This window comes from Actinotignum timonense, assembly GCF_030216305.1.
Lineage (GTDB): Bacteria > Actinomycetota > Actinomycetes > Actinomycetales > Actinomycetaceae > Actinotignum > Actinotignum timonense_A.
Genome location: NZ_JASOKT010000012.1, coordinates 40322 through 54217, shown reverse-complemented (window position 1 = coordinate 54217; position 13896 = coordinate 40322). Strand labels below are relative to the sequence as shown.

12 protein-coding genes are annotated in these 13896 nt (G+C 63.1%); 6 read left to right on the top strand and 6 right to left on the bottom strand.

Annotated features, from left to right (window positions below; genetic code table 11):
- Positions 1-107 precede the first annotated feature (107 nt).
- Positions 108-881, top strand: coding sequence for a hypothetical protein (locus QP305_RS06870; protein ID WP_284904679.1), 774 nt, complete (start codon positions 108-110; stop codon positions 879-881).
- Between the two features lie 65 nt (positions 882-946).
- On the opposite strand, the gene QP305_RS06865 is transcribed toward QP305_RS06870, so the two are convergent.
- Together QP305_RS06865 and QP305_RS06860 are read right to left on the bottom strand one after the other, a co-directional pair.
- On the bottom strand, positions 947-1159 hold the full coding sequence (locus tag QP305_RS06865) for a hypothetical protein (RefSeq protein WP_284904678.1): 213 nt from the start codon (positions 1157-1159) through the stop codon (positions 947-949).
- A gap of 50 nt (positions 1160-1209) precedes the next feature.
- Entirely contained in the window at positions 1210-2964 is a 1755-nt protein-coding gene (locus QP305_RS06860) for an ATP-binding cassette domain-containing protein (protein WP_284904677.1), read from the bottom strand.
- 386 nt (positions 2965-3350) lie between these two features.
- Here QP305_RS06860 and QP305_RS06855 point away from each other — a divergent pair, with 386 nt between their 5' ends.
- Positions 3351-4994, top strand: coding sequence for an RNA-binding domain-containing protein (locus QP305_RS06855; protein ID WP_284904676.1), 1644 nt, complete (start codon positions 3351-3353; stop codon positions 4992-4994).
- Here the strand turns inward: QP305_RS06855 and QP305_RS06850 are convergent.
- Positions 4991-5914, bottom strand: coding sequence for a trimeric intracellular cation channel family protein (locus tag QP305_RS06850; RefSeq protein ID WP_284898950.1), 924 nt, complete (start codon positions 5912-5914; stop codon positions 4991-4993). The two genes, QP305_RS06855 and QP305_RS06850, sit on opposite strands and share 4 nt — an antisense overlap.
- Before the next feature lie 231 nt (positions 5915-6145).
- Between QP305_RS06850 and QP305_RS06845 the strand changes: the two genes are divergently transcribed.
- Both QP305_RS06845 and QP305_RS06840 read left to right on the top strand, forming a co-directional pair.
- On the top strand, positions 6146-6376 hold the full coding sequence (locus QP305_RS06845) for a hypothetical protein (RefSeq protein ID WP_087070256.1): 231 nt from the start codon (positions 6146-6148) through the stop codon (positions 6374-6376).
- Positions 6357-6995: a hypothetical protein gene (locus tag QP305_RS06840; protein ID WP_284904675.1), complete on the top strand. Its 639-nt coding sequence runs from the start codon at positions 6357-6359 to the stop codon at positions 6993-6995. The genes QP305_RS06845 and QP305_RS06840 overlap by 20 nt, the downstream gene beginning before the upstream one ends.
- Positions 6996-7026: 31 nt before the next feature.
- Here the strand turns inward: QP305_RS06840 and QP305_RS06835 are convergent, their stop codons facing one another.
- Both QP305_RS06835 and QP305_RS06830 read right to left on the bottom strand, forming a co-directional pair.
- The gene (locus tag QP305_RS06835) at positions 7027-8052 is read right to left on the bottom strand and encodes an endonuclease/exonuclease/phosphatase family protein (protein WP_284904674.1); all 1026 of its coding nucleotides are present in this window, start codon (positions 8050-8052) and stop codon (positions 7027-7029) included.
- Between the two features lie 22 nt (positions 8053-8074).
- Positions 8075-10144, bottom strand: coding sequence for an acyltransferase family protein (locus tag QP305_RS06830; RefSeq protein ID WP_284904673.1), 2070 nt, complete (start codon positions 10142-10144; stop codon positions 8075-8077).
- A 162-nt stretch (positions 10145-10306) separates the two neighbouring features.
- Here QP305_RS06830 and QP305_RS06825 point away from each other — a divergent pair, with 162 nt between their 5' ends.
- Both QP305_RS06825 and QP305_RS06820 read left to right on the top strand, forming a co-directional pair.
- Entirely contained in the window at positions 10307-11359 is a 1053-nt protein-coding gene (locus QP305_RS06825; protein ID WP_284904672.1) for an ABC transporter ATP-binding protein, read from the top strand.
- Complete coding sequence (locus QP305_RS06820; protein ID WP_284904671.1) at positions 11356-12267, top strand: hypothetical protein; 912 nt, start codon at positions 11356-11358, stop codon at positions 12265-12267. The genes QP305_RS06825 and QP305_RS06820 overlap by 4 nt, the downstream gene beginning before the upstream one ends.
- A gap of 355 nt (positions 12268-12622) precedes the next feature.
- Here QP305_RS06820 and QP305_RS06815 read toward each other — a convergent pair whose 3' ends face one another.
- Positions 12623-13813 carry a Fic family protein gene (locus QP305_RS06815; protein ID WP_284904670.1) on the bottom strand — a complete coding sequence of 397 codons (1191 nt, stop codon included), beginning with the start codon at positions 13811-13813 and terminating at the stop codon, positions 12623-12625.
- Positions 13814-13896 lie beyond the last annotated feature (83 nt).

The window sequence follows — 13896 nt, the reverse complement described above, 5'->3', positions numbered from 1 at the left end:
TGAGGAACATGTTTCAAGGCGGTGCACATGTCGGGGCTGAGGCGAGCAAAGAGCCTGGCCTGACCTGCCTGGAATCTGGACAGTCCGTTGCGGCGATAGGATGAAGCATGGCATGGAACAATGTGGCCCGCGGCGTGGCGGGGATATGCGCGGTGTGCTTGCTGGGGGCGTGCACGAGTAGCGGCCAGGCCCCCGCGGCGGGATCGCGGAGCGAGACCGGCGCGGCGTCGTCGGCCTTGAAAGAAAAAGCGGGCGGCGGCGCAAACGCTGCAAGCCCGATCTCCTCGGAGGCAGAACAAAATGCATACAGCGGTGACACCAGCGAGGCGATTGCCCGCGAGGCGCTGACGTTCGTGGACGAACTCGCAGAAGCGGAGATGGGAATTATCCACTGGGACAACGCCAAGGGAGGCCCGGAGGACCTCAATTACGTGGGCGAACGGCGCATTGCGGTGACTTACTCGGGCGACGAGGCGAGTGACTATACCGTGCGCACGCGAGTGCCGGACGATGCTGACGGCGGCCCCGTTCTGAAAAGCGATATGCGTTTCCTGATTGAGCATGCCGATTTTGGGATGGCGGACGAGAGGGGTGTCTCCCACGGGAGCGTGCGCGAGGGAACCGCGGTGCCGGCAGCCGATACTCGCCTCCTCGAGGGATGCTCGGAGGGCGACGGGTGGATGATCACGCGGGGGTGGGTGGCATACAACCGGAACACCGATGTGATTGAGTCTTTCGACTTCACGGTGAAAAAGCCGGGAGCCACTATTGCGGTGCGCCAGTCGGATGGATCAACGCGGGAGGAAACTCCGGCCTGCACCGTGGTGTGGGACTTTACCGCGGCGAACGGACGGGTGATCGAGAAGCCGATGCCGAATTAGGGCGCATGAGGAGTGGGGAGGTGGCGGGGTGTGGAAATGGTGCTGCCGCTTCAGAACGGGTCGACTTAGACGAGAGTGTCGAGGAAATTGAGGGCGTCGCGGAGATTATCGAAAACGGCGCCGTCTTCTGGAAGTTCGCCCGCCATGATCTTCTCCGCGTGTTCAATTACTTGCTCGGTGAGTTCATTCGGTACGTATGACTCACGTGGAGTACTTGGAGGTGCCTGGCCGCTGGCATGTGTATCGGCCTGAGGAAGCATCGAATCTGGAAACTCCATTGGGGACCACCCCTTTCGCACGGTCGGGATTGCGGTGTGCAAGATTGAGACTACCGGGTGCGGGCGGGGAGGTGAAGCCCCTTCGATTCCGGAACGGTAAGGCGCGAGTCTGGTAGGTGGAGGCGCGGGCCGGGCCAGTGGGTAATAAGCCAGCGGTCATGGGTGGCGAGGATGATCGTACCCGGCCAGCGGGTCAGGGATTCCTCGAGGGCGTGCATGGCGGCCAAGTCAAGGTAGTTGGTGGATTCGTCGATGACGAGGACAGCAGGCTGGGCCGCGAGCGCGAGGGCAAGCTGGGCACGGCGCTGGTTACCGGCCGAAAGCTCGGATATCGGGGTTGCCCACATGGACGGGTGCAGGATTCCGGTACCCCGCTCGCCAATGCCGGAATTCCAGACCTCCGGAGTGAAGCCGGGATCTCCGCAGCGCGGGAGGCGTTGCGGGACGAAAGCCAGCGGGCCCGCGCAGGAGAGAGTGCCGGAAGGCTGGGCGGTGACATGCTGCGCGGCGGTAGAAGACGCGCTGCGGTGCGGAGAGTCGGGCGATACCGCGGCGAGTGGTGTGGCAGACGGCGGAGTACCGGTGGCGATCCAGGTAAGGAGCGTGGATTTACCGCTGCCATTGGCGCCGGTGACGAGGAGATGCTCGCCGTGAGAAAGGTCGAAGGTAACCGGGGCGAGGCGGCCGGGAACCGCTGCCGCGCGAGCGGATACCGCCAGGCCGGCGGATTGACGGGCAGGTACACCGGCGTAATCCGGGAACGCGAAAGTGTAGCTGCGGGGTTTGCGTACTTCCCGGGTGGCGAGGGCTTCGAGTTTGCGGTCGTCGTGGCGGGTGCGGCGGGTGGCCGTGCTCTGGGCGCGATCCGCGAAGAACTTCTTTGCCTTGCCCTCCGCGCTTGCCAAGCGCACCCCGCCCCGGGCAATGCCGCCGGCTGCCTGGCGGTGCGCGCGCAGCTGCGTCTTTTCTTCTTGTTGGGCCAGGTAGAGCGCCCGGTAGCGCTGCTCCGCATCACGCTTGGCTGCAAGATAATCCGTGTAGGTACCGCGGCACTCACATACCCCGCACACCTCGCCGCCACCTTCGGCACGCGCCAGCTGCGCCCACACGCTCACATCCATATCCACGATGATCGTGGCAACATCCTCAATAAAAGCCCGGTCATGGCTGGACATGAGCACCGGACCCGGCCAGGAACGCAGCATATGGCTGAGGTACGCGCTCGCCTCCGCATCCAGATGATTGGTGGGCTCGTCCAAAATCAGGACCTGCGGGCGGGCCACCAGGGTGACAGCCAAGTTCAGCCGCGCGCGCTGGCCCGGGGAGAGCGTCACCAGCTCCCGCGAGCGCCCACTCCCAGCCAACATATCCAGGCCCAGACCAGCCAAAGCGTCGTCGACCCGATCCTCAAGGGACCACAGGTCCAGGCGGGTGATCACGGATAATAGCCGGTCGTATTCGGCCGCGACCGGGCCGCCCTCCCCCAGGCGTGCGCTGAGCGTTTCGAAACGGGCGAGTAGTTCCCGCGCGGGCGCGAAGGTGCTTTCGAGGAAGTGCGCGACGGTCGCGGCGGCGGCGTCGTTCGGCACGGGGTTCCATGGGATGGTGCTGGCGCCGGTGCGGGTGACGGTGCCGCGTTCGGGGCTGAGGTGACCTGCGGCGATACGCAGCAGGGTGGTTTTGCCGCAGCCGTTCGGGCCGATGAGGACGGCGCGGTCGGCGGTGGCGAGGCGCAAAGTGATGCGGTCGAGGAGCGGGCGGGCGGTGTAGGAAAATGAAATATTGTCAAGAATGAGGGCAGGCATGGTGATCTCCTTGGACGCGGGTGCTGGGTGCGGCGTCTCAGCGGGGCTGAGTGGGGATCACAGCGACATCGGAACGATGGCCTCCTTTGGCGTGGGTTGTAGTCCCGGTTACATAAGTAAATGTAGCGACGGCGCGGGCGGTGGGTCAATGGTTAGCGAATAGCTCGTGAATGGTGCGGCAGTGGGATGCGCGCAGACTGAAAGTCTGGACGCCAGACTCATAGTTAGACTTATAGTTAGACTCATAGTTTCGCAGTCTTATTGAGAGTCTGCGATAGATTTTAATAGTCTTGGCACTAATTTTGACCGTCTAAGCAATAATTCGCGCCCCAGACTTCGATTTAGACATTGAAAAGCATTGTGACTCATAATAGTCTATGAGTGTGATGTCGAAGTTAGAAAGCGAAGAAGAGCTGCTTGCCCTCCTTGCTCGTTTGCGCCTGCACTGCGGGGACGACACGTTTTACGAGGTCAAAGCCGCACAAGGCGGCCTTCCGGAAGACCTCGGGAAAACAATCTGCGCCTTCGCTAATATGCCTGAGGGCGGTTTCATTGTTTTAGGAGTCTCGGAGCCTAATTTCGATGTTATCGGTGTTACGCGCCCCGCAGACATTGAAGCAGGGGTCGCCAGCGTTGCACAAAACGCGGTCGTCCCGGCACCATCGATTACAACTCGAACTCTGACGGTCAACGGCACATTCGTTGTAGTGGCTCAGGTGCACCCGCTCGCTGTCATGCATAAACCCGCCACGTTCCAGCGAAGCCCTTACCTGCGCCAGGCCGACGGTGATTACGTTATGCCGGCCAACGAACAGCGGATGCTGGAAGTTGCCAAGCTGACGGACCGCGACATTGATTCGCCAGACTCACGGGTAGTGGCGGATACGAGTGTAAGTGACCTCCAAACCGACCTCGCGGAGAAATATATACGTGCGTGCCGGCGTGAGGTTCGCTCGTTGAGTGAAAACTCCGATGAAGAAGTGCTGCGGAATACTCGCGTGGTGCGCGAGGACCAGCTCACCCTCGCCGGACTATACGGATTAGGTGCGTTCCCCCAGGGGGCCTGCCCCGCCCTCACGGTAACCGTAGCCGTCCGGTACTCGGGTACTCGCGCGACGGCCCGAACTTCTGGCTTAAAGCGGTTCAACGGGCCGGTTCCGGAACTCTTCGACGCGGTGATGGATTGGATTCGCCAGAATCTCACGAGTTACCAGGTTTACCTCCCGAGTGGTGACCTGCGTTCCATCCCCGAACTTCCCCTCAACGCGATTCGCGAAGCAGTGGCCAACGCTTTGGTTCACCGAGATCTCGGTCCTGACACAGTCACGGAAAAAAGCATCGATATCCGCTTGGAGCCGCGAAAACTTATTATCTCTTCCCCCGGCGGGCTCAAGTCGCTCACAGTTTCCCAGTTACTGAGCGAAGAGCTCACCCGCGTGCAGGTCAACCAGCACCTCTACCGCATCGCTACCTATATGACCGACGCCGATGGAAATAATATTATTGAAGGCGAAGGGGGAGGCATCCAAACGATGCTCCGCGAAATGAAACGGTACGGGCTTGACGCTCCCACAATTATTGATACGGGAGTCAAAGTCACTGTAGTTTTCCCGCGCCCGCAATCTGTCGATGATATTGACGTGGATGCGGTTCTCGGATCTCCTGCACGCATCTCACCGTTCGTGGACCCGGGGCCGGTTCCTGCCGAAATTCTCCTGCAAGAAAATACCTCGAAAGAAGTTGCTTCGCCTACTGCGAGCGGCCCACTCTTGGCGTCGCGGGATACCGATTCTTGGCTCCGCGAACTGAGCCGGAACGCGCCCGCTATTGTCGCGGCCTTGCGCGCTCACGATACGGCGCTGTCCACCGGAGAGCTCGCTCTACTGACAGGGCTGTCCATCGCACAGGTCCGCTACGCGCTCAAGCCGCTCCAGGAGGAAGGCGTGGTTCAGCGCGATGGCGGGCAAGGCGTGAAAACCACGACGTATACCCTTTGCGAACGGGGTGTTGCACAAGGGGGCGCTGATTAGCTCCCTGAGGATTGCCCGCCGCTGGAAGGCTTCCCTGAGCCGCTCGGCCCGGAATCGCCGGAGCCGCCTGATCCGGAAGAATTCGCTTGGCTCTTCTTGCTCAGCGCCCGCGCGCGAAGCGACTGGCGGGATTGGTTGCGCCGTCGTACCGCACGTTCCTGGCGTTCCGCGCGCGCCTGGCGGCGATGCTCCTCATCACGCAACCGATGCATCCGGCGACTGAGCGAAGAACTCACGTGCTGGAGCGTGTCGTTAACGGAATAGTCGCGGTTCACGGGCAGCGACCACTCGAAAACGCGAGCCAGAATCACCAGCAGGGAAGCGAGCAGCGTAGAAACCGCCATCGCAAGCATCGGCGCGTGGTTGTACCACAGCACCACCGCCGGGAACGCCGCGATCAGCGAAGCCGTGGCGTAGAGAGTATTGCCGCCGAAAATCACCGGGGTGCGGCCCACCGTGATGTCGCGGATGAGCCCGCCACCCACCGCGGTAATCATGCCCATCATGACAGCCGGCATCACACCCAGCCCCGCGTTGAGAGTTTTGATCACGCCGGTGGCAGTCCAGGCACCCATGACGGCGGCGTCCATGACCGTCATGAAACGCCGCACCCATTTCCCGCGCAGGCGCAGCAGATAGGCCACCAGCGCCCCGAGCAAGGCGCAGCTGAGATAGTAGGGATTGGTGAGCGCCACCGGCGGTTCCTTGAGAAGCGGCGCCTGCTGGATGAGTACATCGCGCAGCATGCCGCCGCCCAGAGCGCTGATAATCGCAACGATAACGAAACCGACGATGTCGAAGGATTTTTCGCGGGCCACCATGCCGCCGAGGATGGCCGCCACGAACACCCCGAAAATATCTAAGAGGTCAAAAACAACCGGAGACCATTCCGAGAGCGTATCCAAATCCACGTCTTCCATTCTAGGGGACTGAAGTTTTCAAGGAGTGGGATTGGGGTGGTAGAGGAGCGGGCAGAGGCGTTGAAAGTAATGGAGGAGGCGATCACAGCGGTTTGGACGTTATCCACAGAATTGCTCCCCGGTTTTCCACAGGTTGTGGATCTGTCTTTTTTGCGCTTGCATACCATGCAAGAATGACGGAGAAGCACACAATAACTACTTCGCCGTGAGGCGATTGAAGGAGTGAGACATATGGATATTGCTGAGGATCGGCTGTGCTTACCAGATCGTGTTTACAACTCGCTGGAAGAGGTTCTCGAGCGCAAGGAAGAAATCTTGCGTGAGGTCAGAATGACCCGGGAAGAATTCGACTGGCGCGCTGATAACTACCAGCTTGGACCAAAAGAAACTAACGCCTACTTCGAAATGGAAATCCTGGATCGCTTCGAGGAGTTGTACCGTGGTGAACGCACATTTGAATGAGTGCGCCGATAAGTTCGCGGCGCATCTACAGCTAATTGGGGAGCTAATTGACCCCAGTTTCTCGCTAGTGAAACACGAAACCGCAAAGGCGGCTTTCCCGTCAAAAATCTTGTCGGGTGATATTCGCGTTGATCGTTTCCTCATTGTCCGCTTCGATTACGAGGTGTTCCTCAATTCGAAAACCGGTTTACTCGCTGTTAATGAGTCAACCTTCTCAGTGATTCACGGAAGGGTTGGAAAAGAGCCCCTGGTGCGGTGGGATTATATTCGCTCGCCGCGCTCAAATATCCCCTGTGCGCATGTCCAGGTTCATTCCCATCGCGATGAATGGACTCACGCCTTGCTCCTGGGCGGCAAGCATTCCCGCCGCTCGCGCCGGCGCCTCAAAAATGCGCTGCGCACTCCCCGGATTGCTGATGTCCACTTCCCGGTGGGCGGGCGCAGGTTCCGGCCCTGCCTGGAAGAAGTTCTTCTTTTCGTTATTGACGAGTTCGGAGCAGCATGCACATCGCAAGCACGCGAAGCGCTCCAGCGCGGCATGCGGGAATGGGAAGAGATTCAGGTGCGCTCCGTGGTGCGCAACAACCGCGCCATCGCACTCCAAGCTCTCGCGGAGTGAACCACCCACGTTTGACGAGCCTGTCTAAGGATTAATAGGCAGGCTTGAGCCGCACGATGATGCCGCGGTGGTCGCTGGCGTTATCAGGATCGATGATCTCCCCGGCCACCCCGCGGTAGGCCCCCGAACTCATGACCCGATCAATCGGCGAGGCCAGCAGCGCGGGCACCGTGGTGGGCCAGGTCCCCACCGCCCCGATTCCGGCGTCGGCCCCCAGGTCGCGGCAGGTAGAGCCGGGGCTGAGGGCAGCCTGGTGGTCCGCCGTCGAATTAAAATCCCCTGCAACAACCGCATCCGGCACGGCCTCGCACACTCGGTACAGCGCCCGCGCCTCCGCGCGCCACAGGTCCATATACGCAGGTACCGGCGCCGTGGGGTGCCCGGCCACGAACATCGGAGCATCCGGGCGCGCCCCGCCGCGCGGCGCCGCCGCCACCGCGCGCGACACATCCTCCCCGTACGTCTCGCTCAGATCCACCGCTTCATACTCCCCGCGCGTGGCGGACACCAGCAGCACCGAGGACCGCCACGCCGCGCTATACCGCGACACCCCGCCGTCAAAAAGCTGATAGTCCGCCCCGCGCGCGGCCAGCTTCTCCTGAATCTCCGCGCCGGCCTCGCTCGACGTTTCAATCAGCGAGACCGCATCCGCACCCACCCGCACAATCGCATCGGCCAGGTGATCCAGGTCCACACGCCCACCCTCCGTGTTGTACTGCACCACGGTGAGCTCGCCGGCCGCGGGCGCGCCGAGGGCCTCCCGCTCCAGCCCGCGCCCGCTCAGGGTTCCGGCATGCGCCAGGGCCACGAGTAGTAGCACGACGGCGCAGCTCACCGCCACGCGCCCACCCCCAAAATACCTGCGGACCGCGCCGAGCAGCCCCACCGCGAGCGCGGCGATGAGCATCCCGAGCGCGAGTGCCCCGCGGCTGGACATGATCTGAGCCCCGGGCACCACGGTGGCGAGCCGGGCAGCCGGGCCGAACCAGGCCGGCTGCACCGTGAACACCGCGAAAGCGGCCAGAAGCAACCCGAGAAGAGAATTGAGAACGCGCACCGCGCCTACCTTTCCGGCTGGCTTAGGCCCCGCACAGGGCCTGCTGGATAAGGGTAGCGAAGTGCTGCTGCCCGGTGGGTGTGAGATGGATGCCATCGTCGCGCAGGAATTCTTCGTGGCCTTCGGTGGCGGCCCACCAGTCGATAATGCCAACGTTGGGGTGGGAGGCGGCATAGGACTTGAGCAGCTCGTTATTCGGGTTTTGGGCCTCCAGCGGGCTGCGGTTCGTGACGAAATAGACGGGGAGACCCTGGGCGGCATCCACGAGTTTCTGAATATCCGCCTCGCTGCCGATGAGCCCGTTCGAACCGAGCGCATAGATAAGCACCCGCGGTTTCTCCCCCAGGGCTTGGCGCTGGGCGAACACCTCCGCGCCGGCGGCGAATTGGCGGCTGACCTTGCCGTCCACCACCGAATTGGGGAGGACCTCCTTGAGGGCCTCGGTGGCGCCCAGGGTGACCGAATCGCCAATCATCACGGCGTTTGCGGAGCAAACGCCGGTGGCCGGGTCCTTGGCCCAGGCCGACGTATCCAGGTTGGCCGGGACTTGGGTGGCGATGGGTTGGAGGGCGCCCGGCGTAGGAGTTGGGTTGGGTTCCGGAGCGCTGTTCGGGCTGGCGGAAGCGGCCGGGTTAGCCGGGCTACCAGGGTTGCCAGGGTTGGTCGAAGCGGCTGCTTCGCCGGGTGCCGCGCCACTGGCTGCCGGAGCGGAGATAGCAGGCGCGGGCGCGGCGAGCTCGGGGCGCAGCGCCACCGCGCGGGAATCCGCGAGGCGCTGCCAGGGAATCGGCGCGAAAGCCAGCAGAGCCACAAGAAGAAGAGACACCGCGCTGAGCACCACGAAGAGCGTGTTGCTGAGGTGGTGCTTGCTCACCAGGCCGCGCCAGTTGCGCCAGCTGCGTGGGCCGGTGCGCCACGCGCGAATGTCGCTGCGCCACGCGCGCAGGCCAGTCCACCAGCTGCGCAAACCCGCGCGCCAGCCGGCCCGCGCCAGGTGTGCGCTCGGCTGCTCCACGCAGCGATAAAACAGCTCCGCCACCAAGCCCACCACCAGCAGCTGCCCGATCTTGGCCACCCCGGAAATCTCCGCGGTGCGGGTAGCCGGATTCATGAGGAGGAGCAGCGGATAGTGGACCAGGTACAGGGAGAAGGACCGCGAACCCACATAGGCAAAAGGCGCACTGGCCAGCACCCGGCTCAGGCCCAGCCGCGGGTTGTGCACGGTGAGCACGATAAGGGCGGTCAGGAGCGCCGTCGTCGTTAAACCACCCGCGTACGTGAGGGCCGATTCGCCATCCGCCCATACAGCCAGCGCCAGCAAAGCCAGGAGAGCGGCGCCGGTGCCCACCCGCAACCCGAAAGCGGCGGTGGCGGAATGCGCGGGAGGCTGCGGCGTCGTCGTACTATCCGCGCGCGGCCACAAAGACGCAACATACGGCGAAACGAGAGCCGCGAGCGCGCCGATGAGGAGTTCGGCGGCGCGGGTGTCCAGGCCGTAGTAGGCGCGGGTGGAATCCGGGCCCGCGAAGAACAGCACGGCCATGAGCAGGGCGGATGCAAGGGCCAAGCCTGCCACGATCCGGAGCGTCGAATAGCGCACCCGGCGCAGGGCCAGCAAGATAAACGGCCAGACCAGGTAAAACTGGGCCAGGACCCCCAGGTACCACAGGTGGGTGAGCGGGGACGGCAGACCGGAGGCCGCGAAATACGGAACCTCGCGGAAAATATAGACCCAGTTACTCGCGAAAAGCGCGGCCGGGAGGGCATCAGCCTGGACTTTCGGGAGGAGGCTGGGCGCGATGAGGTAGCTGAGGAGCGCGCTCCCCGCGATGGTCACGAGGACCGGGGGCCACAGGCGCAGGAGGCGACGGTGCAGGTAGCGCCGGTAGGAGAAACGGCGTTCGCGGCTCAGCTCGCGCAGCACGCTGCGGGTGATGAGGAAGCCGGACAGCACGAAGAACACCGTGACGCCCACGAAACCGCCGGTGAGGAGCGCTGGGCGCATGTGATAGAGCACCACCGCGATGATCGCGAGCGCGCGGATGCCGTCGAGGGCGCGGATGCGGGTGGTGGTGCGTGAGGATTGCGGCATAGGCACATTCTAGGACTGCGCGAATACGGGGCGGCGAGACACGGGGCGGCGGTGCGTCCATGAGATGAGCGCCACCGGGGAGCGGGCGGGGCGGCTGTAGAATGGGCGGCGCGAGTGCCGGCGCGGCCGGGCACTCACCAATCCAGCACGAAAGGACTGCCTGTGATAACAGTCGAAGCCCTGACGAAACGCTACGGTGCGACCACCGCGGTTGATAACCTGAGTTTCCAGCTCCAGCCCGGGAAAATCACCGGGTTCCTCGGCCCGAACGGTTCGGGCAAATCCACCACAATGCGCTGCATTATGGGGCTGGATCGCCCCACTTCCGGGCGCGCCCTCATTGCCGGGCTGCCTTACGAGCAGCTTGCCTCCCCGCTCACCACGGTGGGTGCGCTGCTGGACGGCAAGGCCTTCCACGGCTCGCGCAGCGCGCGCAGCCACCTGCAGATTCTGGCGGCCACCCACGGGATTCCCGCGCGGCGCGTGGACGAAGTGATCGAGCTGACCGGGATCGGGAGCGTGGCCAAGCGCAAGCTCAAGGGCTTCTCGCTGGGCATGGGCCAGCGGCTCGGGATTGCCGCGGCGCTGCTGGGCGACCCGGAAGTGCTGCTCTTTGACGAACCCGTAAACGGCCTGGATCCGGACGGGGTGCGCTGGGTGCGTCTGCTCATGCGCACGCTCGCGCAGCAGGGCCGCACCATTTTGGTCTCCTCGCATCTCATGAGCGAAATGCAGCAAACCGCCGACGACCTGCTGGTCATCGGGCGCGGGCGCATGATCGCCTTCGGGCCCATCGAAAGCTTCACCGAGGCCGCGGCGAATACCACCGTGCTGGTGGCTTCCCCGAACCGGGCTGGCCTGGAGAGCGCGCTGCGCGCGGCCGGGCTGGAGTTCCAGGATGCTAGCGAGGTTGCGGCACCCGCACCGGGCACAACCGCCGCACCCGCGCCGGGCACATCCGCCGCGCAGTCCGCAGCAGCCGCGCCGGGCACATCCGCCGCGCAGTCCGCAGCACCCGCACCCATCGCCCGCTTCGCGATCCCGGGCGGTTCGCGCGCGGACATCGGCAAAATCGCCTTCGAGGCGGGGGTGCAGCTGGACGAACTGGCCACCATCCACCGCTCGCTGGAAGATATTTTCATGGACCTGACCGGCCACGACGTCGAATACGGCGCGGGCCGCCCCGCCACGAACCTCCCGGGAGGCCACCAATGAGTACTACTTATGTCCCCGCCAGCCCCGGCGCGCACGGCCCCGGCGCTCCCGGTGCCGCCGCGCCGCAGCTAGCTCAGCTCCCCCCGCGCATCAGCCAATTCGCTGCGCCGAGCTACCGCGTCACGCTGGGCCGCTCGCTGCGTTCCGAACTGCGCAAGATCCTCACGCTGCCCTCGCTGCGCTGGACGCTCATCATCGGCACCCTCTTCTCGCTGGCCATTACCGCGCTAACCGCCTGGGGTTCCAGCGAGCTCGAACTCAACACGTACGCCACCGCGATGGGCGCGGAGCATTCGCTCGCCGCCTACGTCCTCATCAGCGCGAGCACCATTTTCCAGATCATCATGGTGGCTTTCGGCGCCGTCACGGTGTGCTCGGAATACGCCGCGAACACCATGCGCTCCACCGTGAGCGCCGACCCGCGCCGCTGGCGCAACGTGGCCGCCCGCACCCTCGCGCTCAGCCTGGTTGCCCTGGCCACCACCCTGGTGCTCCTGGTGCTGGGAGCCGTGGTGGGCACCCTCTTCGGCCTCACCATCGGTTTCAGCGGCGACGCCTGGTGGCTCTACCTCAACTTCATCATCGCCATGGTCACCTCCGCGTGGATGGCCCTGGGAATCGGCTACCTGCTGCGCAGTTCCGCCGGCACCATCGTGCTGATCCTCGCGGTGATGATGCTGTCCCCGGTGCTCGCGCTTATTCCCTCGGAGTTCGTGCGCAGTTTCGTGATCCCCTACCTGCCGCCGATGCTCCTCACCGCGGCGCTCAGCCCGCCCGGCCTCAACGCCGGCGCCGATGTCACCTCGTTCACGGTTTCCAGCCCGGCCATCGGTCTGGGGTTGTGGTGCGCGCTGGCGGTGGCGCTGCTCGCGCTGGGTGGCTGGCGCTTCTCGCGTTCTGACGTGTAGTCGCGCCTGAGCCGCGGCGCTTTCCAGCGCGGCGTTTTTTAGCACGACGACGCAGGTGGGAACCGGGCAATCGCCCGGTCCCCACCTGTTTCACTAGCCCGCGGCCAACCCCCACCGGTAGGAAGCTCCGGCCTGACTTGCACAGCCTTAGTGACCCACCACCCCTCAGCAGCCGGCAGTCGGGTCACTAATCTGCACGAGTCAGGCAAACCGGCGAATGATGGACAAGGGGCGCTTCCCCATCATTCATCGGCACTTGTGATGGTAAACCAGCAGGAGAAGCACACCCCTCACAGCCGGAAAAGCCAGCCGAGATGCCCGCCAAAGCGCCCCGAAGGCCACTGTCGGCTCAGGCTCAAACCAACACCCGAACGATCGCAGGCGCGAAATACACTTTCGGCCGAGCGCTCTCGTTGACGGCGGCCAAGATTTCCAGATTCTCTAGCTGCCTAATTAGCTCGCCCGCTCGCGCCACTGAAAGATCCAGTTCTTCCGCTAGCGCCTTAGTCGTGAAAGTGATTTTCGCGATGGCTAAATCGACCACACGCAGACCCGCTTCTGAACGTAGACCAGAATCACGCACTTTGCCTTTGAGCACATTTCGAACACGCATCAGCTCCTGCACCTGGCGCAAGGCCTGGCTGGCCGATTGCCCTATTCCTCTGGCGAAAAATTCGATGTACTCATCCCAGTTACCGGCGGTACTTACCGCACGCAGCCGGTCATAGTATTCTGCTCGACGGGCTTCAAACCAAGGCGAAACGGAAAGCGTCGGCTCGGAAAGCACACCCTGAGACATCAAGTGCAGAACTATCAGCAGCCTACCGAGCCTGCCGTTGCCATCCATAAACGGATGTAGAGTCTCAAACTGATAATGCGACATTGCGGCGGCGACCACGGGGTCTATCCGCTCAGAATGATCCTGCCCTATCCATTCCACCAGCCTTTCGACGCCCGAAATCAGCAAGTCCCCCGGAGGAGCTGGAACAAACCTAGAGGAAAGTATCGCTGGCTCATTTGCTTTGGCGCTACTTCGCTTACCTATGACAACCTGACGCTCTCGCAGCCGTCCGGATTGCCCAGCCAGTCGAGTGCCTTTCATCAGCTCCCCCTGCAGGGCAGTAAGCATCCCAACAGATATTTCTCTCCCGTAACTCAACCATTCAAAAGCCGCATAGGACATATCCAGATAGTTGACGATCTCACGCATGGTCTCGTCTTCTGGCGAGTCAACATCAGTTGTCATGACTCGCTCCAGAGGAGCATATATGCCTTCCAAAGCAGAGGTGCTTTGCGCTTCCCGACGAAGAACAGAACTTCTGAAAAGAGCAGGGTTAAGAAGCTGTAAGGCAACAGCGTCCAAAGCAGCCAAGCTAGACCTGGCATTTGCGACTTGGACGACAGTCCGCCCAGACAGCTCAGGCATCTCAGAAGGAAGCACGGCGGGCACGAACGCCTTGTGCTCCCAACTACCCAAAATGGGATCACTGCCGGCAATGTCCACCAACGAACCCATCTGCGGGGCAGTAAAGTCTTCAAGCCTCATGACGTAAATTTTAGGTCACCGCGACGCACAAACCCAGGCTCAATGATGGACAAGTGCCACTTCCCAAGCAAAACCACTAGCAA